Here is a 22149-nt window from a genome sequence, read left to right as displayed (position 1 = left end):
AAGGGGTGGGGCGAGTTCTCCCACGGTCTGTACTGCTGTGAACAGTCAGATTCGGCTTTTTCGTCCCACCACCCCTTCGAGTATCACCATACAAGCGGCCTTGTGTCGCGAAAGGGCCGCAAAGCGGCCCCGGCAATTCTGAAGTGATGCGTAGATCGTGGGGGCGCTTCGCACCCCTTTCGCGACGCAAGGCCGCTCCCACAAAAAGAACGGCACACGCCTGTATCAGACGCTACCGCCCAAGCGGCAGCGCCACACCAATCAAGGCAAACAGGCTGCCGCAGCAGCGATTGAAGCCCTTGCCGCCCTTGGCCAGCCATGGCCGGATGCGAAACGCCAGGCGTGCCAACAGGTATTCGACCAGGAACTCGACGCTGGCAAAGGTTGCCGCCATCACCACGAACTGCAGCAGCAAACCTCGCTGCGGGTCGATGAACTGCGGCAGGAAAGCGCCGTAGAACAGCAGCACCTTGGGGTTGGCCATGGCCGACAGCAAGCCCTGGCGGAACAGCCCGGCATTGCCCGCCCGCGCGTTTTGCGCAGTCAGTTCCAGGTGCAGGCCCGGGCTGCGCCACAGTTGGATACCCAGCCAGATCAAATAGGCACCACCCACCCATTTGAGCACGCTCAGCACCGAGGCCGAGGCCTGCAGCAGCGCGCTGAGGCCGAACATGGCAAGGGCGATCAGGGCGCTGAAGCCAAACACTCCGCCGACGATGGTGAACAACGTCCTGCGTGCGCCATACAGGGCACCATGGGTCAGGGCCAGCAAGCTGTTGGGGCCTGGGGTCAGCGACAGGCCGATGCTGGCCAGCAGGTAGATGAGCCAGGTTTCGAGTGCCATGGTGGGAACGCCTTGTTGATCGGGAGGGCGCCAGTCTATGGCGTCGGCTTTGGTCAGAAATAGTATGATCTGGACATCTGATGGTTTTTTCTGGACGCAATGCCATGCTGCCCGATATCAGCTTGCTGATCTTGCCATTACCGGATTTCGCCCTGCTGCCGTTCGGCGCCTTTCTCGACAAGTTGCGTTTCAGCGCCGACGACGAGGACTACAGCCAGCAGCGCTACTGCAGCTGGACCGTGGCAGGGCTGACCCTCGACCCGGTGCCGTCGAGCAGTGGCGCGGTGGTGCAGGTCGAGGCCGTCGCTGGCCAGCTCGAGCTGGCCAGTTTCGACTACCTGGTGGTGTTCGGCGGGCGCAACGCCATGGCCACTGCCGCGCTGGCGCCTCGCTACCGGCCCTTGCTCAGGCAGGCCGGCAAGGCTGGCGTCAAGCTGGTGGGGGTCGACAACGGTGCTTTCCTGTTGGCCGCCTGCGGGTTGCTGCAGGGCCACAAGGTAGTGGTGCACTGGCGCCACGAAGCCGAATTCCGCGCAGCCTTCCCGCATTTGCAGGTGCTGAGTGAGCAGCTGTATTGCATCGACGGTAGCCGCATCACCTGCGCTGGCGGCACCGCGGCCATCGACCTGGCCGTCGCGCTGTTGTCACGGGCCTGCGGGCGGGCCCGGGCGCTCAAGGGCCTGGCCGACATGCTGGTGGATGAAACCCGCGATAGCCGCCATGCCTTGCGCTCGCTGGAGCTGGGGGCCGGGCAGGGGCGGCAGGTGCAGCGCGCCCAGGCGTTGATGCGTCATCACCTGGGTTCGCCATTGACCACGGAGCAGTTGGCGGTGGAGCTGGGCATCAGCCGGCGCCAGCTGGACCGGCAGTTTCACGCCAGCCACGGCATGAGCGCCAAGGCCTGGTGGCTGGAGATGCGCCTGCAACAGGCGCGCTGGCGCTTGCTCAATTCCAGCCACAGCCTGGCGCAGATTGCCGATGAAGTGGGCCTGGGCGATGCCAGTTACCTGGGCAAGTGCGTGCGGCGGCGGTTCGGTTGCACGGTCCTTGAACTGCGCAGTCACGTAGAGAACTGAATTCACAAGCGGTCCAGGTACCCTGTGGTAACGGGTTTACCCGCAAAGACGCCACCGCGGTGCATGGCACCGGCTGCGCCGGTGTTCGCGGCTAAAGCCGCTCCTGCAGGGGCCCTGCCAATTCAATGAGTCCTGTGAGAGCCGGCTTACTGCGGCGTCCCGAACAACCCTGTCCAGTAAATCCCCGCATCACTCTTCGGGTCCACCGCATATGCAGCGCCCAGCTCACGGAAGTCCGGGTTCATCAGCGTCGCGCAGTGCCCTGGGCTATCGAGCCAGCCATCGACCACCTTGCGCGCGGTGTCACGCCCGGCGGCGATGTTTTCGCCGATCTGCTGATACAGGTAGCCGGCCAGCTCTGCCCGGTCACCGGGGGTGCGGCCATCCTTGTCGATGTGGTCGAAGAAGTTCTGGTTGGCCATGGCCCGGGTGTGGTTGGCAGCAACCCCGGCCAGCACCGTGCTCCAGCTCAGCGCGGGGGCGGCGGCGAAAGGCTGGCCACCACATTGGCGCGGCACCTTGCGCGCGGCGTTGATCTCCTGCAGCACCTTCTGCCCCTCGGCCTGCCAGTCGCCCAGGCGGCCACTGAGCAGCGGCCGGGCCAGCACGATGCGCCAGTCGCGGCCTTCCTGGCTGACGCCGATATCGACGAACTGTGGGTCGAGCACCACCTGGCAGAAGCTTTCTTCGATGGCATGCATGGCAGCGCGCGCATCGCGCGGCCCCGACAGGCTGATGGCCTGCACATTGACCATCGGGTAGGCGGCGCGGGTCATGGCCTGCTGCAGGTCGCGCGTACCCTCTGGCGACAGCGCCAGGCGGGTATCGCTGTTGAGCGGCGGCAGCTCCAACGACGCTTCGCCACCGCAGGGCTGGGCCTTGCTGCGGTAGACGTTGATCGAATCGATCAGTTGCGCCTCTTCGCCGGTGGCAGCCAGTGCCCCGGCCGAAACGACCAGGCCCAGCGACAAGGCGGCAACGGATGACAGGACGCGCATGTGGATCTCCCTATGACTGGCAGCGTCGTGGTTTGCGCTGCTCATCCTACACAAGCCCGCGGCTTTTGGCCTGGGATCGTGCAAAGCAATGAAAACGCCGGCATTCGATGCTGGCGCCACAAGGGGGAGTAGACCACTGATCATCGGAAAAGTGCGAACAGTTGGTAATCATTCCTATCAAGCCGCAGTTGTCAGCCCGTTTGCCGGCGCCCGCTGGGTATCAGCGCGCCACCGCCTGGTTCGGTTTGTAGAACAGAAAATGCCTGGTCTGCGCCGTCCGGCGGTAGGCTTTGGCCCAGTCCGGGCGCACATTGCGATCATGGAAGTACAAGGCACCCCCGGTACGGTCTTTCAACTGCTGGTTGAGCGCCTTGCGCGCAATCTCCTTGGCAATGTCGTAGCGTTGCGCTTCTTCGACCTGGTCCGGGCGCCCGTCGCACCACCAGGAGAACTGGCAGGCCTTGCTTTCAACACCCTGCTTGACCACGCCACAGATGGTATCCGGGAAGCCATCGTGGCCCAGGCGGTTGAGCACGACGTTGGCCACGGCGGCCATGTCTTCGGCGTCGGCACCCTTGGCTTCCCAGTAGATGGTGCGGGCCAGGCAGGTGATGCTGTCATCCAGCGGCGCCTGGCCGGCCGGGTCCACTGCCTGCGCTTCGCCCGGCGTGAGGGTCTCGGCCTTTTTCGGGGGTGGTGTGTCATTCACCACTTTTTCCTCGAGCACCTCGGCCTTGTCCTCGGCGACGGCAGCCTTGGCCGGGGCGGCCGCGTGCAAGGGGCCTGCGAGCAGGGCCGAAACCAGGCCGATCACCATCCACGAAAAGCGCATGATGCAAGCTCCCGAACTGTGGGCTGGTTCACAGTCTAGCCAAGCGCAAGCATCAGCACCAAAGGCAGGGTGGCGGCGGCCAACACGGTCTGCAGGGCGATGATGGTGGCCATCAGCGGTGCGTTACCGCCCATTTGCCGAGCCATCACATAGGAAGACGACGCAGTCGGCAGTGCCTGGAACAGCACCGCCACCACCGCTGCCTGGCCACCCAGGCCAAGCAGGCGACACAAGCCCCAGGTGGTCAGCGGCATGACCAGGAACTTGAATGCCGACGCCGCCATCAGCGGGCGCACCTGCTGGCCCAGGCGGGCACCACCCAGGGCTGCGCCGACGCACAGCAGGCCCAGCGGCAGTGCGGCCTGGCCCAGGGCCTTGACCGTGGGTTCGATACCCGCTGGCAAGCCCAGCCCGCTGACGCGCAGCAGCAAGCCGCCAGCGCAACCGACGATCAAGGGGTTGGCGAAAATGGCCCGCAGCACCGTGGCCGGCGAGCTATGGCGGGCGCTGAAGCGGGCGAACACCAGCACGCAAAGCAGGTTGACCAGTGGCACGATGGCGGCGTTGGCCACCGCTGCCAGGGCGATACCGGCGCTGCCATAGATACCCGCTGCAAGGGTGGCGCCGATGTAGTTGTTGAAGCGGATGCCGCCCTGGAACACCGAGGTGAAGTCGGCACCGTCGTGGCTCATTGCGCCCTGGTACAGCATCAGCAGCACAGCCCCGGCCAGGGTCGAGAGCATCAGCACGCCGACCATGCCCAGCACCGGTACGCCATCGAGGTTGGCAGTGGCCAGGCCGTGGAGGAACAGCGACGGCAGCAGTACGTAATAGCTCAGGCGCTCGGCGCCGGGCCAGAAGTTATCGGCGAGGAAGCCGCGCAGGCGCAGGAAAGTGCCCAGGGCAATCAGCAGAATGATCGGTAGCAGGGTGGTCAGCAGCAGGTGGAGCATGATCGACGTTCCGTGGTCGGGTACGGGGCACAGACTACTGGTGCGGATCGATCTGTAAAAACGTTGTTTTCTGCACTGACCATTGAGGAAAAATGCATGTTTGCTCTGGGGGCGCTGTGCGCCCCTTTCGCGACACAAGGCCGCTCCCACAGGTTTGCCACTGCCTCCAAATGCAACGCGTTCGCTGTGGGAGCGGCCTTGTGTCGCGAAAGGGCCGCGCAGCGGCCCCGGCAATCTCAAGCCTCCAGCGCAGTCTTCAGCACCGCGCTCAAATGCCGCCGCTGGCTCTTCTCGTGCTCCAGCAACACCACCCGCCGGGTCAGCTGTGGGTCGCCAAACGGCAGGCATGTGGCCGGTGGCAAGCGTTGCAGGTCGTCATCGGCCATGGGGATGATCGCCACACCCAGGCCCATCACCGCCATGCGCGCCAGCGCTTCCTGGCTGTCCAGCTCCATCTGCTCGCTCACCTGCAAATGCTGCCGACGCAGTTCCTGTTCGATTTGTCGTCCGGCCCAGGCACGCTTGTCGAAACGCAGGAACGGCTGGCTGGCCAGCAACTGCGCCACGCTTTGCCCGGCCAGGTCGGGGCTGGCGATGGCCCAGAAGCGATCTTCGAACAACGGCGTGAAGTCCAGGCTTTGCGGGTAGGGGCTGACCGGCTCGGTGGTGATCGCCGCATCGAGTTCGCCGTCTTCCACCCGCCGTGCCAGTTCTGCCGACATGCCAGAGGCCACGCTGATGTGCAGCTGTGGGTGGTGCGCCTTGATCCACACCAGTGCCTTGGGCAGGCGTCGCGCCAGCACCGTGTGGATCGCCCCCAGGCGCAGGCGGCCGCGCAGGCTCGGGCCGCTGGCCAGGGCGTCGGCCAGTTCGTCATAGCTAGCCAGGATGGTCTCGGCGCGGGCCACCGCCAACTGGCCGGCTTCGGTCAGCGACACCTGCCTGCGGCTGCGGTCGAACAAGGTCACCTGCAGTTCGTCTTCGAGGGTCTTGATGTGCAGGCTCACCGCCGAAGGGGTGAGGCTGAGCAGGTCGGCGGCACGGGCGAAGGTGCCGTGGCGGGCGATGGTCACCAAGGTGCGCAGGGCTTTGAGGGACATGCGGTTGAGGTCCGGTTTCAAGCTGACAGGGCTGCATTGTCAGGCTCGGCCCTATCGCCGGCAAGCCAGCTCCCACAGGTACTCCGCCGGCGGTGGCCATTGTGGCAACCTGTGGGAGCTGGCTTGCCGGCGATAGGGCCGGAGCAGGCAGCACTGTTTCAACGTGCACCACGCCCATAGGCCTGGCTGATCCGGTCGATCACCATGGCCAGGGCGACGATCGCCAGCCCGGCCTCGACGCCCTGGCCGACATTCAGGGTCTGGATCCCCGACAGCACATCCTCGCCCAGCCCGCGGGCCCCGATCATCGAAGCCACCACCACCATCGACAGGGCCATCATCACCGACTGGTTGAGCCCGGCCATGATGCTCGGCAGCGCCAGCGGCAGGGCGATGCGCCGCAACCGCTGCCAGCGGCTGGCCCCCAGGCCATGGGCGGCTTGCAGCAGCGAAGGGTCGATCTGGCTCAGGCCCAGTTCGGTCAGCCGTACCAGCGGTGGCAGGGCATAGATCAGCGTGGCGAACACGGCGGGCACCTTGCCCAGGCCGAACAGCATCAGCACCGGGATCAGGTAAACGAAGGCCGGCAAGGTCTGCATCACATCCAGTACCGGCAACAGCAACCGCTTCGCCAGCGGCCGGGCAGCCAGCAGGATGCCCAGCGGCACGCCCACCAGCACGCAGAGGCCGGTACTGACCAACACCAACGCCATGGTCTGCAGCAGTTTGTCCCACAACCCGAGCATGCCGATCAGGGCCAGCAACGCCACCAGTACCGCGCTGCGCAGCACGCTGCGGCTGGCATGCCAGGCCAGCAGGCCGACCAGCAACAGCAGCAGCCACCATGGCAGCAGGCGCAGCAGGGTTTCCAGGCCGACCAGCAGTTGCAGCAACTGGTCCGAGACGCTGCGCAGGTGATCGCCGTAATGCAGCACCAGCCAGTCGACCAGCCGGTTGATGCTGCCGGCAAAGGAAAATTGCAGGGCTTGGGGGAAGCCGCCGCTCACAGGCTGGCCTCGACCTTGGCGGCAATGTCCGCAGGCAACCAGGCTTTCCACACCTTGCGGTTGTCGCGCAGGAAGGTGAGGGCAGCGTCACGGGGCGGCGTGCGCTTTTCGCTCATGTTGGCCAGTGCCTGGTTCAGTCGGTCGATGGGCAGGTCGACCCGCTCGAACGCGCTCACCAGCTCCGGGTAACCCTCGCGAAAGGCCTTGGATACGCCGATCGACAATTTGGCCGGCAGCGAACTGCTGCCCTTGGGGTCGGGGTTGCCGGCATCGGTGAGGGTGGCCCAGGCCTGGGCATCGAACGGTGGCTCTTGCAGGCGTATGAGTTTGTATCGCCCCATCAAAGGGGTCGGGTTCCAGTAGTAGAACAGCACCGGTTGGCCACGGCGGATGGCCGAGCCGATTTCGGCATCCATTGCAGCCCCGGAGCCGCTGCGGAAGTTGGTATAGAGATCATTAAGCCCGTAGGCCTTGAGTTTCTGGCTGTTGACGGTTTCGGATGTCCAGCCGCTGGGGCTATTCAGAAAACGCCCTTTGCCGGGTGACTCGGGGTCGCGGAACACCTGCGAATAACGCTGGAGGTCCTCGACGCTGCGCAGTTCCGGCGCCACGGGTTTCAGCTTGCGTGCGGCATCGCCCTCGATCACGTAGGCTGGCACCCACCAGCCTTCCTCGGCGTTCTTGACCGTGTCGCCCAACGCGAACACTTGGCCGGCCTGTTCTGCCTTGACCCAGGCGGGGCTGCGCCCGGCCCACTCCTCGGCGATTACTTGCAGGTCGTTGCGCGCCAGGGCCACTTCCATGCTGACGGTGCTGCCGGGCACGGTATCGGTGGTGTAGCCGTAGCCACGCTCCACGATCAACCGCAGGATCTCGGTGGTGAGGGCGCCGCTTTCCCAGCCTATGGCACCAAAGCGGATGGGCTCGCTGCGTTCTGCCGAGGCGGCGCTGTCGGTGCTGGCCAGGCCTACGGCGAGCAGCAGGCCGGCCAGCAACGTCGGGATCTTTTTCATGGGGCCTCTTGGAGTGGAGCTACTGAGTTGCCGCAAGTGTAGACGACCGGCTCCAGGCCCGGCAGGAAGGCCGCTGCACGCGATTGGCAGCGGCCTGCAGACGGCTCAGACGCGGAATTGGTCCATCAGCGCCTGTTGCTGGTTGGCCAGGCTGTTCAGCGACTGGCTGACCCGCGCCGACTCGTTGGCCTGCCCCGACAGCGACTCGGTGACATCCCGGATGGTTGCCACGTTGCTGTTGATTTCCTCCGCCACCGCGCTCTGTTCCTCGGCGGCCGAAGCGATCTGCAGGTTCATGTCGGTGATCACCGTCACTGCCTGGCCGATGCGCTGCAGCGCGGTGACGGCCTGGCCAACCTGCTGCACGCCGCCCTGGGCCTGGCGGTGGCTGTTGTCCATGGCCCCGACCACTTCGCGGGTGCCGTTCTGCAAGGCCTCGATAACCTGGCGGGTTTCTTCCACCGATTCCTGGGTCCGCTGGGCCAGGTTGCGCACCTCGTCCGCGACCACGGCAAAGCCACGGCCGGCTTCACCGGCGCGGGCTGCCTCGATGGCGGCGTTCAGCGCCAGCAGGTTGGTCTGTTCGGCGATCGAGCGGATCACCTCCAGCACCGAACCGATCTTCTCGCTGTTCTGCGCCAGGCCCTGTACCTCGGCCATGGCGTTGCTCATGTCGGCGGCCAGGGCATCGATGCTGTGGGTGGTGCGGTCGATCACCGCCAGGCCTTCGCGGGTGGCCTGGTCGGCGTCGCGGGCGGCCTGCGCGGCCTGGGCGGCGCTGCGGGCGACGTCCTGGGCGGTGGCACTCATCTCGTGCGAGGCAGTGGCCACCTGGTCGACCTGGCGGTACTGCTGCTCCATGCCAGCGCTGGTCTGGGTGGCAATTGCCGAAGACTGGTCGGCGGTGCCACGGGCTGCCTGCACCGAGCGTTTGACCTCGGCGATGGTCGGCTGCAGCTTGTCGAGGAAACGGTTGAACCAGCCGGCCAGTTCGCCCAGTTCGTCCTGCTTCTGATAGGTCAGGCGGCGGGTCAGGTCACCTTCGCCGCTGGCGATGTCCTTGAGCATGCTTGCCACGCCGAGGATCGGCCGGGTAACGCCACGGGCCATCAGCCACACCATCAGCAGGCCGGCAACCGCCGCCGCCAGGCCCAGGCCAAGTTCCAGCAGGGTGCCGCTGGTGTTCAGCGCGTCCAGTTCCTGTTTCAGCGCTTCGGCCGGCCCGGTCAGGGCGTTTTCCGGCACATCCAGCAGCACGCCCCAGGGCTGGGCATCCGGGATCGGCCGGAACGCGGCCAGCACTTTCAGGCGCTGCTGGTCGTGCACGATGGTCATCTTGCCGTCGGCCAGCTTGCGCACCAGTTCGGCACCTTTGGCGGTATCGACCTGGTCGAAGCGCTGGGCCAGCTTGCTGGCATCGGCGCTGTAGCCGGCCAGCAGGCCGACCGGGCTGAGAATGCCGACCGTGGTGCGGCCTTCGTACAGGCTGCGGCTGGCCTCCTGGCTCAGGGCCTGCAGGCTGTTGAGGTTGATGTCGATGGACAGGGTGGCGATCACCTTGCCGTCGACTGCCAGCGGGAAGACGATGCTGGTCATCAGCACCTGCTGGCCATCGATGTCGTAGAAGTAGGGCTCCACCACGCACACCTTGCCGGATGTGCGCGGGCACACCCACCAGGTATTGGCAGGCTGGCCGCTGGGGCCGATCTCGGTGTTGGCCATGTCATGTTCGGGCAGGGCCATGGCCGTCAGCTGGCCGACACGCGGCTGCGACCAGTACAGGGCGAAGCGCCCGGTTTCGTTGCTGCCCAGTTCGGCCTTGCCGACAAACAGGCTGTCCTTGTTGTCCAGGGCGTTGGGCTCGAATACCAGCGACAGGCCGAGCAGTTCGGGGTTGGCCTGCAGGGCGGCGCGCACCTGGCGGGTCATGTCCTCGCGCAGGTCGAAGGCATCGAGAAAGCGCTTTTCCGCCTGCTCGCGCAGGAACAGCACCTGGCGGGCGAAACCGGCGCCGTACTGGTAGGCGTCCATGAACTGGCGGCGGATGTTCAGCGCCTGCACCTCGCCCTGCGACTCGATGCGCGACTGCGCCGACTCGGTCAGCATCTGCATGCTGCTGGCCTTGACCAGGTCCGAGCTGTGGTCCATGCGGTACAGCGACAGGCCGACGAGCAGGGTGACGATGCCGGCCAGGCAGAGACCGGCGAGCAGGGTGATCTTCCACTGGATGGAAAGTTGTCGCAAAGGCATGGGGTGGGTCCCTTGTAATAAGAGTGTGGCTGACGAATGTGTCGGCTGGCGCGGGCTTTTCTTTATTCAAACGTTCAATTTAATCCGCAGGTCGCGCGAGGCGTTGGTAATCCGCCGCAACATGGCGCTTTTGACATCTGCTGCCCACTGCTTCACAGTGCGCGCTTTTTTTCTGTCGCAATGAGGTAAGCCAACCATGAATGCAGTGATCGCCGCGGTCGGCATCATGCTGATACTCAGCCTGTCCCGCGTGCACGTGGTCATCGCCCTGATCATCGGGGCCCTGGCCGGTGGGCTGGTGGGCGGCCTGGGTATCGAGGGTACGCTCAAGGCCTTCAACGGCGGCCTCGGCGGCGGGGCCACGGTGGCCCTGTCCTATGCACTGCTGGGCGCCTTTGCCGTGGCCATCGCCAAGTCCGGCCTGGCCCATGCCCTGGCCGACCGCGCCCTGGCCATGATCGACCGCCAGGGCCATGCCAATGGCGGCAAGGTCAAATGGTTGCTGGTCGGCCTGATGCTGGTGGTGGCGGTGTCGTCGCAGAACATCCTGCCTATCCACATTGCCTTCATCCCCTTGCTGGTGCCGCCGCTGCTGTACGTGCTGACCCGCCTGCGCATCGACCGCCGGCTGATCGCCTGCGTGATCACCTTCGGCCTGATCACCCCGTACATGTTCCTGCCGGTGGGCTTTGGCAACATCTTCCTCAACGAAATCCTGCTGGCCAACGTTGCCCGCGCGGGTGTAGACGTGAGTGGCGTGAATGTCACCCACGCCATGGCCATCCCGGCGGCCGGCATGCTGGCCGGCCTGTTGCTGGCGGTATTCATCAGTTACCGCAAGAAGCGTGACTACGACCTGGCGCGCATCGAGCAGGTGGAGCAGGTGAGCGTGCAGTACAACCCGCTGACCCTGCTGGTGGCCGGGTTGGCGATTGCCTCGGCGTTCATCATCCAGTTGTGGCTGGATTCGATGATTATCGGCGCGATGGTCGGCTTCCTGATCTTTTCGCTGTCGGGCATCGTGCGCTGGAAGGACACTGACGACCTGTTCACCGAAGGCATGAAGATGATGGCCATGATCGGCTTCATCATGATTGCCGCCTCGGGCTTTGCCGATGTGATGAAGGCCACCGGTGAGGTGAACAGCCTGGTGGAAACCTCGGCGCAGTGGATCGACCACAGCAAGGGCATCGGTGCCTTGCTGATGCTGCTGGTGGGCCTGCTGGTGACCATGGGCATCGGCTCGTCGTTCTCCACCGTGCCGATCCTGGCCGCGATCTTCGTGCCGCTGTGCGTGCAGTTGGGCTTCGACCCGCTGGTCACCGTGTGCATCGTTGGTACCGCCGGTGCGCTGGGCGACGCCGGCTCGCCTGCCTCGGACTCGACCCTGGGCCCGACCTCGGGGTTGAACGTGGATGGCCAGCACCACCATATCTGGGACACCGTGGTGCCCACCTTCATCCACTACAACCTGCCACTGCTGGCGTTCGGCTGGCTGGCGGCGATGACGCTGTAGGGGGAGGGCGTCAGCCCTTGTCGGGCGGCGGCGAGATGCGGTTGAGCACGGTGCTGCCGTCCTTGCTGCGGGTCAGGTAGACCGGCAGCACCTTGGGCAGGTTGTTGACCAGGCGCCCCACCTCGCGGGTGTTGTAGATGCCGCTGATGCGGATGCGGCCGGTACTGGCGTCGGCCAGCAGCAGCGGCGCATCGAGGTATCGGTTGATTATCGGCAGGGCCTGTTCCAGGCTCAGGTTGTCGAGCACCAGCTTGCCGTCGCGCCAGGCCAGGCTGTTGCCGTAGTCGTTGCTCTGCTCCAGTTGCGGCTCGAAGTCGCCCTTGTGATAACTGGCCTGCATCCCCGGGCCCAGGCGGTAGCCACCGGCGCTGCCGTCGCTGGATACCAGCACCGAACCTTCCACCAGGGTGACCTTGACCTGGTCCTGGTACTTCCACACGTTGAACTGGGTGCCGGTAACGCGGGTCTGGCCACTACCGGCATGCACGATGAACGGGTGGCTGCTGTCGTGTTGCACCTTGAAGAACGCCTCGCCACGCTTGAGCGTGACCTGGCGCTGGTCCTTGTAGTTGAGGTAGGTGAGCTCGGTGTTGAGGTTGAGCTGCACCGTGCTGCCGTCGCTCAGCTGCACGGTCTGCATGTGCGCACCGGCTTCGAAGTGCTGGTAGTGGTTGGGCAGCCAGCCTTGTTCCCAGCCCACCCAGCCGGCCAGCGGCAGCACCGCCAGGGCGATCGCGGCAGCGGATGCCAGCGGCCGCCAGTTGCGCGGGCGTGCGGCCTTTTGCATGGGCGGGTTGAAGTCGATGACGGTTGCATTGCGCGGCAGCAGGTCGGCGGTTTGCCAGATTTCCAGCATCGCCTGGTATTCCTCGGCATGCCGCGGGTCGGCCGCCAGCCAGCGAGCGAACGCCTCGCGCTCTGTCACCGTGCAATCTTCGGCGTGCAGGCGCATGCACCAGTGCGCGGCGGCGTCGGTGATGGCATCGTCTGGGCTGGGATTGAGGCGGTCGTGGTTCATTGCGGCTCCGGGTTTTGCGCATTCTACCCTTGCTGGAGGGCTCCCGAGAACCGAGGTAATGGCGAATGACTATCAGTTGTGCCGGTTTTCGTCGGATTGGTGATGGTTTTCCAGCGTTTGAGAACCCTTCGCGCAGGTAAATTCAGGCTGAAATCGTTGGGGCTGCTGCGCAGCCCTTTCGCGACACAAGGCCGCTCCCACAGGTACAGCGCTGCCCGATGGGTTGGTGCGATACCTGTGGGAGCGGCCTTGTGTCGCGAAAGGGGCGCATAGCGCCCCCAGCGGCTCATCAGAACTGTGCCGCCTCCAAACCATACAGGCTGCCACTACCCGCCCGGATACCGGCCTCCAGCCCCAACCCCCGCGGCAAGACCCGCTGGAAGAAGAACTCTGCACACGCAAGTTTGGCCCCATGAAACGCGGCATCCTCGTCACGCCTGGCCAATGCCACCGCCGCCATCCGCGCCCACATGTAGGCATACGCAGTCAGCCCGAACAGCTGCAAATATTCCACCGCCACCGCGCTGACCAGGTTGGCATCCTCGCCGGCCCGCGCCCGCAGCCAGGCGCTGGTGGCCTCAAGCCGCGCCAGGCTCGCTTGCAGGGCATCACGGTGCAATGGCGCATCCACGCTGAAGGCCCGCACCTCGGCGGCAAAGCTGGCCAGCGCCCGGCCACCGTCAGCCAGCACCTTGCGCCCGAGCAGGTCGAGGGCCTGGATGCCATTGGTGCCTTCATAGATCTGCGCAATGCGTACGTCGCGCACCCGCTGCTCCTGGCCCCATTCGCGGATGTAGCCATGGCCGCCGTACACCTGCTGGCCGAGTACGCAGCTTTCCAGGCCGTTGTCGGTGAAGAACGCCTTGGCCACCGGCGTCAGCAACGCCACCAGGCGCTGCGCATGTTCGCGCTCGCCAGCGTCTTCAGCGTAGCGCGCCAGGTCCAGTTGCTGGCCGACGTAGGCGGCAAACGCCCGCCCACCTTCGGTGAGGGTGCGCATGGTCAGCAGCATGCGCCGCACATCGCCGTGGTGAATGATCGGGTCGGCAGCCTTGTCCTGTGCCTGCGGGCCGCTGGCGGCGCGGCTTTGCAGGCGTTCGTTGGCGTAGCGGGCGGCGCTCTGGTAGGACGCCTCGGCACAGCCGATGCCCTGGATGCCGATGGACAGGCGCTCGTAGTTCATCATGGTGAACATCGCCGCCAGGCCCTTGTTCGGCTCGCCCACCAGGTAACCGACGGCACTGTCGAAGTTCATCACGCAGGTGGCCGAGGCCTTGATGCCCATCTTGTGTTCGATCGAGCCGCAATGGGCGGCGTTGCGCGTCCCCAGGCGGCCATCGGCCTCGACCAGGTACTTGGGCACCAGGAACAGCGAGATGCCCTTGGCACCGGTGGGTGCATCCGGCAGCTTGGCCAGCACCAGGTGGACGATGTTCTCGGTCAGGTCCTGTTCGCCGCCGGTAATGAAGATCTTGCTGCCGCTGATGCGATAGCTGCCGTCTGCCTGGGGTTCGGCGCGGCTGCGGATCAGCCCCAGGTCGGTGCCGGCATGGGGTTCGGTGAGGCACATGGTGCCGGCCCAGCGGCCCTCGTACAGGGGCGGCAGGTAGGTGGCCTTGAGCGTTTCGCTGGCGTGGGCGTCGATCGCCAGGCAACTGCCGGCGCTCAACGCCGAATACAGGCTGAAGCTGCAGTCGGCGGCATAGAGCATTTCCTCGAACAGCACCCCGAGCATTTTCGGCATGCCCATGCCGCCATGTTCGGGGTTGCCGCCCAGGCCGACCCAACCGCCTTCGCGGTAGGTGTGCCAGGCCTCGCGGAAGCCGTCAGGGGTGGTGACTTCGCCTGCGGCGAAGCGCACGCCTTGCTCGTCACCGTTGCGGCTGAGCGGGGCAATCAGCTGGCCGGTGACTTTGGCTGCTTCCTCGAGGATGGCATCGGCGGTATCGGCGTCGATGCGCTCGGCCAGGGCTGGCAGGCGGGCCCACAGGGCCGGGGCGTTGAACACATCATGCAGGACGAAGCGCATGTCGCGCAGGGGGGCTGTGTAGGTGGTCATCGGGGGCTCTTGGAATAATGGAAACATCGGCTGGCCTCCTTGCGGGCACGCCCGCTCCCACAGGTCAAGCACAGGGTTCGAGGCCGGTGCGGTCCCTGTGGGAGCGGGCATGCCCGCGAAGAGGCCACCACTGGATCAGAGGGCTTTGGCCCGGTCGCGCAGCACGTACTTCTGGATCTTGCCGGTGGAGGTCTTGGGCAGTTCGCCAAACACCACGGTCTTTGGCACCTTGAACCCGGCCAGGTGTTCGCGGCACCAGCTGGTGATGTCGGCTTCGCGGGTGTCTTCGCGGCCCGGCTTGAGGGCAATGAAGGCGCACGGGGTTTCCCCCCATTTTTCATCCGGACGCGCCACCACCGCGGCTTCCAGTACCGCCGGATGCTTGTACAGGGCATCCTCGACCTCGATGGTGGAGATGTTCTCACCACCGGAAATGATGATGTCCTTGAGCCGGTCCTTGATCTCGACATAGCCGTCGGCGTGCCACACGGCCAGGTCACCTGTGTGGAACCAGCCGCCACGGAAGGCTTCGACGGTGGCTTCGGGGTTCTTCAGGTAGCCCTTCATCACCGTATTGCCGCGCATGAAGATTTCGCCAAGGGTATTGCCGTCGCGCGGCACCGGCTCGAGGGTTTGCGGGTCGGCGACCATCAGGCCGTCGAGGGTCGGGTAGCGCACGCCCTGGCGGGACTTGATCCGCGCGCGCTCTTCCAGCGCCAGTTCATCCCATTCGTCATGCCAGGCACACACGGTCACCGGGCCGTAGACCTCGGTCAGGCCGTAGGTGTGGGTGACCCGGATGCCCATCTCTTCCACGGCGCCGATGACCTTGGCGGGGGGCGCGGCGCCGGCGACCATGGCCTGCACCGGGTGCTCGATGGCCGCCTTGGCCGCCTCGGGCATGTTGACCAGGGCGTTGAGTACGATCGGCGCGCCGCACAGGTGGCTGACCCGGTGCTCGCGGATCAGGGTCAGGATCTTCTGCGGGTCGACCCGGCGCAGGAACACATGGGTGCCTGCCAGCGCGGTGATGGTCCATGGGTAGCACCAGCCGTTGCAGTGGAACATCGGCAGGGTCCACAGGTACACCGGGCGATGGCCCATGCCCCAGACCATCTGGTTGCCCAGGGCGTTCAGGTAAGCGCCACGGTGGTGGTAGACCACGCCCTTGGGGTTGCCGGTGGTGCCGGAGGTGTAGTTGAGCGAGATCGCCTGCCACTCGTCATCGGGCCACTCCCAGGCAAAGTCCGGGTCGCCCTCGGCGAGGAACGCCTCATAATCCAGTTCGCTGACCGCACGGCCTTCGCCATACTCCGGGTCATCTACATCCACCACCAATGGCGGGTGCTCGAGCAAGGCCAGGGCCGCCTCGATGACAGTGTGGAACTCGCGGTCGGTGATCAGCACCTTGGCCTCGCCATGCTGCAGCATGAAGGCGATGGCTTCGGCATCCAGGCGGACGTTCAGGGTGTTGAGCACGGCGCCGGTCATGGGCACGCCAAAATGGGCTTCGAGCATGGCCGGAATGTTGGGCAGCATCACCGCCACGGTGTCGCCACGACCGATACCCCGGCCCACCAGGGCGCTGGCCAGGCGCCGGCAGCGTTGGTAGGTCTGCTGCCAGTTGCGGCGGATGGCACCATGCACTACCGCCGGATAGTCGCCGTATACGGCAGCGGTGCGTTCGATGAAACTCAGCGGGGTGAGCGCGACATGGTTGACGGCAGCGGGCATCAGGCCCTGGGCATAGATCGACATGCGGTAATCCTGTAGGGGAGGCAGGCACAACCTGTGCGCTTGACCCCCGGTGGCTGATTGTTAGCTCTGTTCAGGGTGCAGGGACGCGGGCGGTGGGCCGCTCCCCCTTGTCGCAGTTTTACGCGAGTCGCTATGGTATTAGGAATATCGACTATAGCAATATAGTAAAACTACTATAACAACGAGCCGCCTACCGTGGACAAAACAGCCTATCCCTTGCTCGCCAAGGACCCACAACCCAGCCTGATGCTGGCTGGCGACGCCAGGCCGTTGGCACTCAACCCGGCACTGCAGGCCTGGGTCGATGAAGGCCCGGCACTGGCCAGCTGGCTGCCGGGCAACTGCACCGCCCTGGTGCGCGCCTGCCTGCGCCAGCGCCGGGCGATCGCCGATGTCGAGGTGCAAGTGGGCGAACGCATCGTGCTGTGGAGCTTCATCCCTGACGACCAGGGCCAGCAGGTGCTGGCGCGTTGCCGCGACGCCAGTGACGAGCGCCATGGCGCACGCGAGGCCAGCCGCGCCCGGCGTCTGTACCGGCTGATCATCGAGAACACCACCGACCTGATCTCCCGGCACAGCCCTGACGGCCGTTTCCTCGATGCCTCGCCGGCGGCATTCCGCCTGCTTGGCCTGTGGCCCGAGCAACTGCGCGGCATGGCCGTGCATACCTTGCTGCACCCACGCGAGCGCCGCCAGGTGCTGCGCCAGGCCGCCGCCGCCCTGGACCAGGACGGCTACCACACCATGACCTGCCGGGTGCGCCAGGCCGCAGGCGGCTACCGCTGGTTCGAAATCGCCAGCCGGGCCATCCGCGAAACCTACACCGGCGCCGTGGTGGAGGTGGTCAGCGTGTCTCGCGACATCACCCTGCGCATCGAAGCCCAGGAAAGCCTGGCGCACAGTGCCCGGTTGGCCACCTTGGGCGAGCTGGCTTCGGGCATCGCCCACGAGATCAACCAGCCGTTGGCTGCAGTGGTCAACTACGCCAACGCCAGCCAGCGCTACCTGCAGGGCCTGGAGCGCGACCCGCAGGCCCGCGAGCGGGTGGGGCAGGGCCTGCAGCGCATCAGCGAACAGGCCACCCATGCCGCCGAAGTGATCCGCCGCCTGCGCGCCTTCCTGCGCAAGGGGCCACGCCGCCTGCAGGCGCTGGACGTGGCCGAGGTGGCCGGCGAAGCCATGCGCCTGTGCGCCTGGGAGGCCGCACGTGACCAGGTGGTGGTCGAGCTGCGCATGAGCGCGCAGCTGCCCTTGGTGTATGCCGACCGGGTACTGCTGGAGCAGGTGCTGTTGAACCTGCTGCGCAACGCCATCGATGCCAACCGCGAGCAGCATGGCGAGCGGCCGTCACGTATCCTGCTTGGCGCCGCGCGCGATGGCGATGGCGTGCTGGTCGAGGTGGCCGACCAGGGCCCGGGCGTGGCGCCCGAGCGCCTGGATGAAATATTCACGCCGTTCACCACCAGCAAGGCCGACGGCCTGGGTCTTGGCCTGAGCATGAGCCGCAGCCTGATCGAGGGCTTTGGCGGCAACCTGTGGGCGCGAGCCGGTGACAATGGTGGTCTGGTACTGTGCTGCCGCCTGGCGGTCAGCAGGGGATAAGGGGAGATGGCGGTGCAAGCGAAAGTGTATGTGGTGGATGACGACCAGGGTATGCGCGACTCGACGGTGTGGCTGCTGCAGTCGGTGGGCTTGCAGGCCTTGCCGTTCGCCGGTGGGCAGGCGTTTCTCGACGCCTGCGTCGACGATGGGCCGGCTTGCGTGCTGCTGGATGTGCGCATGCCCGGGCTGGGCGGGTTGGCGGTGCAGCAGGCGATGCGCGAGCGTGGCCTTGGGTTGCCGGTGATCTTCGTCAGCGGCCATGCCGATGTGCCGATCGTGGTGCGGGCATTCAAGGCCGGCGCCTGCGACTTCATCGAAAAGCCCTACAACGACCAGTTGCTGCTCGACAGCGTACAGGCCGCGCTTGAGAACGCCGGGCGGGCACGCCAGGACGACCAGGCGCTCGCCCAGGTGCAGGCGCGCATCGACGGCCTGACCCCGCGCGAGCGTGACGTGTTCGTGCCGTTGGCCCAAGGGTTGAGCAACCGCGAGATTGCCGAGCAGCTGGGCGTGAGCGTGAAGACGGTGGACCTGTACCGGGGGCGAGTGATGAAGCGGTTGCAGGCCGATAGCCTGGCGGAGTTGGTGGGCATGGCCATAGCCTGCGGGGCGGTGGAGGCATTGGGCCTGCGATTGCGGCAGTGACAGCAGTCACAGTTCCCTGTGGGAGCGGGCGTGCCCGCGAAGCAGGCACCGCGGAGGATGGCACGGGCTTCGCCCGTGTTCGCGGGCATGCCCGCTCCCACAAGGGCGCGCAGGTTTTCAGGTGTGCTTAAGCAATTCATGAAATTTTACATAGCAACCTAATCAAAGCTTTGACATTCACTGCCTAGGCAGTAATATTTTTACACAATTACTCGAGCAGCCTCCGATGGCCCATTTCTCCCCCGAAAACTTCCAGACCTGCGCCATCGGCATGCTGCTTGGCCGTGCGGCGATCCTCAAGGACCGCATTCTCGACTGGCACCTCGAATCGGAAGGCGTCACCGCCGCGCAGTTCAAGGTGCTGATCATCGTCACCCAGTACCAGGTGAACACCCCGGCCGAACTGTGCCGTTACCTGGGCCTGGACAGCGGCTCGATGACCCGCATGCTCGACCGCCTCGAGCAGAAGGAGCTGATCGTGCGCAACCGCTGCGCCGACGACCGCCGCCAGGTGCGTCTGGCCCTTACCGCCGATGGCCAGCGCCTGGCTGACCGCCTGCCGGAAATCGGCGCGGCGGCCATGAACGAGTTGTGCGGCGCGCTGGCAGCCGAAGAGCTCCAGACCCTGGAAGGCCTGCTGGCCAAGGTCCTGCTCGCTGCCGGCGACCCGTTGACGATCCGCCGCTTCGGCGATCGTTGATCCCTGTCACGAATTATCCAAGGTATTGTCATGGCCACTCCCGCAGACACCCCGACTCCCTCCGCCGCGCCCGAACCGTCGCGCAAGCGCAAGGCCTGGCTGCTTGGCCTGCTATTGCTGCTGATCCTTGCCGGCGCCGGTGCCTGGGCCTGGTACAGCCTGGTCGGGCGCTGGCACGAAAGCACCGACGATGCCTACGTCAACGGCAACGTGGTGGAGATCACCCCGCTGGTCACCGGCACCGTCACCAGCATCGGTGCCGATGACGGCGACCTGGTCCACGCCGGCCAGGTACTGCTGCAATTCGACCCGGCCGACAGCCAGGTGGCTTTGCAGTCTGCCGAAGCCAGGCTGGCGCGCAGCGTGCGCCAGGTGCGCGGGTTGTACAGCAACGTCGACGCGCTCAAGGCCCAGCTGGAAACCCGCCAGGCCGAACTGCGCAAGGCCCGGCAGGACTTCAATCGGCGCAAGGTGCTGGCCGACAGCGGTGCGATTGCTGCCGAAGAGTTGTCCCATGCCCGCGATGACCTGAGCGTGGCCGAGGCCGCCGTCAACAGTGCGCGCCAGCAGCTCAGCACCAGCGCCGCGCTGGTCGACGACACCGTGGTGTCCTCGCACCCCGAGGTGATGGCCGCCGCCGCCGACCTGCGCCAGGCCTACCTCGACCACGCCCGCACCACCCTTGTGGCACCGGTCACCGGCTATGTTGCCAAGCGTACCGTGCAGCTGGGCCAGCGCCTGCAACCGGGCACCGCGACCATGGCAGTGATCCCGCTGGACCAGGTGTGGATCGACGCCAACTTCAAGGAAACCCAGCTGCGCGACATGCGTATCGGCCAGCCGGTGCAGATCAGCGCCGACCTGTACGGCAGCGAAGTCAGGTACAGCGGCACGGTCGACAGCCTAGGCGCCGGCACCGGCAGCGCCTTTGCCCTGTTGCCTGCGCAGAATGCCACCGGTAACTGGATCAAGATCGTCCAGCGCGTGCCGGTGCGCATCCACCTCAGCCCCGACCAGCTCAAGGACCACCCACTGCGTATCGGCCTGTCCACCGTGGTCGAGGTCGACCTGCACGACCAGAGCGGCCCGGCCTTGGCCCAGCAGCCACCACAGCAGGCCAGCTACACCACCCAGGTGTATGACCGCCAGCTGGTCGAAGCCGACAACCTGATTGCCCGGTTGATCCACGAAAACAGCGCAACCGGCAAGACGGCCCAGCGATGAGCAACAACGCTGCTGCCCAGTTCACGCCGCCGAGCCTGCTGCTGACCACCATCGGCCTGTCACTGGCGACGTTCATGCAGGTGCTCGACACCACCATCGCCAACGTGGCCTTGCCGACTATTTCCGGCAACCTGGGGGTGAGCTACGAGCAGGGCACCTGGGTCATCACCTCGTTCGCGGTGAGCAACGCCATCGCCTTGCCGCTGACCGGCTGGCTCAGCCGGCGGTTTGGCGAGGTGAAGCTGTTCATCTGGGCCACGCTGCTGTTCGTGCTGGCCTCGTTCCTGTGCGGTATTGCCCAGTCGATGCCGGAGCTGGTCGGTTTTCGCGTGCTGCAGGGCGTGGTGGCCGGGCCGTTGTACCCGATGACCCAGACCTTGCTGATCGCGGTCTACCCGCCGGCCAAGCGCGGCATGGCCCTGGCGCTGCTGGCGATGGTCACGGTGGTGGCGCCGATTGCCGGGCCGATTCTCGGGGGCTGGATCACCGACAGCTACAGCTGGCCGTGGATCTTCTTCATCAACGTGCCCATCGGCCTGTTCGCCGCCGCCGTGGTGCGCCAGCAGATGCGCACCCGGCCGGTGGTCACCAGCCGCCAGCCGATGGACTACATCGGCCTGCTGACGCTGGTCATCGGCGTTGGTGCGTTGCAGGTGGTGTTGGACAAAGGCAATGACCTGGACTGGTTCGAGTCGTCGTTCATCATTGTCGGCAGCCTGATCTCGCTGGTGTTCCTGGCGGTGTTCGTGATCTGGGAACTGACCGACCGTCACCCGGTGGTCAACCTGCGCCTGTTCGCGCACCGCAACTTCCGCGTCGGCACCATCGTGCTGGTGGGGGGCTATGCCGGGTTCTTCGGCATCAACCTGATCCTGCCGCAGTGGCTGCAGACGCAGATGGGCTACACCGCTACCTGGGCCGGCCTGGCGGTGGCGCCGATCGGCCTGTTGCCGGTGCTGATGTCGCCGTTCGTGGGCAAGTACGCGCACCGCTTCGACCTGCGTGTGCTGGCCGGGCTGGCGTTCCTGGCGATCGGCAGCAGCTGCTACATGCGTGCCGGGTTCACCAGCGAGGTGGACTTCCAGCATGTGGCGCTGGTGCAGCTGTTCATGGGCATTGGCGTGGCGCTGTTCTTTATGCCGACCTTGAGCATCCTGCTGTCCGACCTGCCACCGCAGCAGATTGCCGATGGCTCGGGCCTGGCAACTTTCCTGCGTACCTTGGGCGGCAGTTTCGCAGCGTCGCTGACCACCTGGATCTGGATTCGCCGGGCGGACCAGCACCATGCCTACCTGAGCGAGCACATCAGCCAGTTCGACCCGGCCACGCGGCATACCCTCGAGCAGCTGGGTGGGGCCAGCCCGCAGAGCTATGCGCAGCTGGAGCAGATACTCAACGGGCAGGCGTACATGATGTCGACGGTGGACTACTTCACCCTGATGACCTGGGTGTTTGCCGGGTTGATCCTGCTGGTGTGGTTTGCCAAACCGCCCTTTACAGCCAAGGCCGGGCCGGCGTCGGCAGGGCATTGAGCCGGGCCAGAACAAGGCCCGG

The 22149-nt window shown here is 65.7% G+C and carries 18 protein-coding genes and 1 pseudogene; 7 read left to right on the top strand and 12 right to left on the bottom strand.

The window, feature by feature from the left end:
- Positions 1-232: 232 nt before the first annotated feature.
- Positions 233-844: a LysE family translocator gene (locus CAF92_RS24535; protein WP_085602190.1), complete on the bottom strand. Its 612-nt coding sequence runs from the start codon at positions 842-844 to the stop codon at positions 233-235.
- A gap of 104 nt (positions 845-948) precedes the next feature.
- Here CAF92_RS24535 and CAF92_RS24530 point away from each other — a divergent pair, with 104 nt between their 5' ends.
- A complete protein-coding gene (locus tag CAF92_RS24530; RefSeq protein WP_085602189.1) occupies positions 949-1920 on the top strand; it encodes a GlxA family transcriptional regulator in 972 nt (323 codons plus the stop codon).
- A 146-nt stretch (positions 1921-2066) separates the two neighbouring features.
- On the opposite strand, the gene CAF92_RS24525 is transcribed toward CAF92_RS24530, so the two are convergent.
- The 8 genes and pseudogenes from CAF92_RS24525 to CAF92_RS27910 all read right to left on the bottom strand — a co-directional run.
- On the bottom strand, positions 2067-2918 hold the full coding sequence (locus tag CAF92_RS24525) for a CAP domain-containing protein (RefSeq protein ID WP_025338862.1): 852 nt from the start codon (positions 2916-2918) through the stop codon (positions 2067-2069).
- Between the two features lie 220 nt (positions 2919-3138).
- Entirely contained in the window at positions 3139-3750 is a 612-nt protein-coding gene (locus CAF92_RS24520) for a cell wall hydrolase (protein ID WP_046615405.1), read from the bottom strand.
- A 35-nt stretch (positions 3751-3785) separates the two neighbouring features.
- A complete protein-coding gene (locus tag CAF92_RS24515) occupies positions 3786-4703 on the bottom strand; it encodes an AEC family transporter (protein ID WP_085602188.1) in 918 nt (305 codons plus the stop codon).
- Positions 4704-4939: 236 nt separating this feature from the next.
- Entirely contained in the window at positions 4940-5803 is an 864-nt protein-coding gene (locus CAF92_RS24510) for a LysR family transcriptional regulator (protein ID WP_046615403.1), read from the bottom strand.
- 158 nt (positions 5804-5961) lie between these two features.
- Complete coding sequence (locus tag CAF92_RS24505; RefSeq protein WP_085602187.1) at positions 5962-6810, bottom strand: proline/glycine betaine ABC transporter permease; 849 nt, start codon at positions 6808-6810, stop codon at positions 5962-5964.
- Complete coding sequence (locus CAF92_RS24500; RefSeq protein WP_085602186.1) at positions 6807-7823, bottom strand: ABC transporter substrate-binding protein; 1017 nt, start codon at positions 7821-7823, stop codon at positions 6807-6809. Before CAF92_RS24500 ends, CAF92_RS24505 begins: the two co-directional genes overlap by 4 nt.
- A 105-nt stretch (positions 7824-7928) precedes the next feature.
- On the bottom strand, positions 7929-8684 hold the full coding sequence (locus tag CAF92_RS27915) for a methyl-accepting chemotaxis protein (protein ID WP_370464244.1): 756 nt from the start codon (positions 8682-8684) through the stop codon (positions 7929-7931).
- A gap of 102 nt (positions 8685-8786) precedes the next feature.
- Positions 8787-9752 (bottom strand): annotated as a pseudogene (locus tag CAF92_RS27910) (HAMP domain-containing protein); the annotation flags it as partial.
- Between the two features lie 517 nt (positions 9753-10269).
- Here CAF92_RS27910 and CAF92_RS24490 point away from each other — a divergent pair.
- On the top strand, positions 10270-11589 hold the full coding sequence (locus tag CAF92_RS24490; protein WP_085602184.1) for a Na+/H+ antiporter family protein: 1320 nt from the start codon (positions 10270-10272) through the stop codon (positions 11587-11589).
- Between the two features lie 10 nt (positions 11590-11599).
- Here the strand turns inward: CAF92_RS24490 and CAF92_RS24485 are convergent, their stop codons facing one another.
- The 3 genes from CAF92_RS24485 to CAF92_RS24475 form a co-directional block, all read right to left on the bottom strand.
- The gene (locus tag CAF92_RS24485; protein WP_085602183.1) at positions 11600-12607 is read right to left on the bottom strand and encodes a FecR family protein; all 1008 of its coding nucleotides are present in this window, start codon (positions 12605-12607) and stop codon (positions 11600-11602) included.
- A 289-nt stretch (positions 12608-12896) separates the two neighbouring features.
- Positions 12897-14666, bottom strand: a complete 1770-nt coding sequence (locus CAF92_RS24480; RefSeq protein ID WP_085602182.1) for an acyl-CoA dehydrogenase C-terminal domain-containing protein — start codon at positions 14664-14666, stop codon at positions 12897-12899.
- Positions 14667-14801: 135 nt separating this feature from the next.
- Positions 14802-16424, bottom strand: a complete 1623-nt coding sequence (locus tag CAF92_RS24475) for an acyl-CoA synthetase (RefSeq protein ID WP_085602181.1) — start codon at positions 16422-16424, stop codon at positions 14802-14804.
- 195 nt (positions 16425-16619) lie between these two features.
- On the opposite strand from CAF92_RS24475, the gene CAF92_RS24470 reads away from it, so the two are divergent.
- The 5 genes from CAF92_RS24470 to CAF92_RS24450 all read left to right on the top strand — a co-directional run bounded on the left by CAF92_RS24470 (position 16620) and on the right by CAF92_RS24450 (position 22127).
- Complete coding sequence (locus CAF92_RS24470; protein WP_085602180.1) at positions 16620-18026, top strand: sensor histidine kinase; 1407 nt, start codon at positions 16620-16622, stop codon at positions 18024-18026.
- Positions 18027-18032: 6 nt separating this feature from the next.
- The gene (locus tag CAF92_RS24465; RefSeq protein WP_085602179.1) at positions 18033-18671 is read left to right on the top strand and encodes a response regulator transcription factor; all 639 of its coding nucleotides are present in this window, start codon (positions 18033-18035) and stop codon (positions 18669-18671) included.
- Between the two features lie 226 nt (positions 18672-18897).
- Positions 18898-19371, top strand: a complete 474-nt coding sequence (locus tag CAF92_RS24460; protein WP_085602178.1) for a MarR family winged helix-turn-helix transcriptional regulator — start codon at positions 18898-18900, stop codon at positions 19369-19371.
- Positions 19372-19401: 30 nt separating this feature from the next.
- Positions 19402-20595 carry an HlyD family efflux transporter periplasmic adaptor subunit gene (locus tag CAF92_RS24455; protein WP_085602177.1) on the top strand — a complete coding sequence of 398 codons (1194 nt, stop codon included), beginning with the start codon at positions 19402-19404 and terminating at the stop codon, positions 20593-20595.
- The gene (locus CAF92_RS24450) at positions 20592-22127 is read left to right on the top strand and encodes a DHA2 family efflux MFS transporter permease subunit (RefSeq protein ID WP_025338877.1); all 1536 of its coding nucleotides are present in this window, start codon (positions 20592-20594) and stop codon (positions 22125-22127) included. The genes CAF92_RS24455 and CAF92_RS24450 overlap by 4 nt, the downstream gene beginning before the upstream one ends.
- The last annotated feature ends 22 nt before the right edge of the window (positions 22128-22149 follow it).

This window comes from Pseudomonas sp. B10(2017), from assembly GCF_002113295.1.
Lineage (GTDB): Bacteria > Pseudomonadota > Gammaproteobacteria > Pseudomonadales > Pseudomonadaceae > Aquipseudomonas > Aquipseudomonas pudica.
The sequence above is the reverse complement of the archived record's forward strand: the minus strand, read 5'-3'. Positions and strand labels throughout refer to the sequence as shown.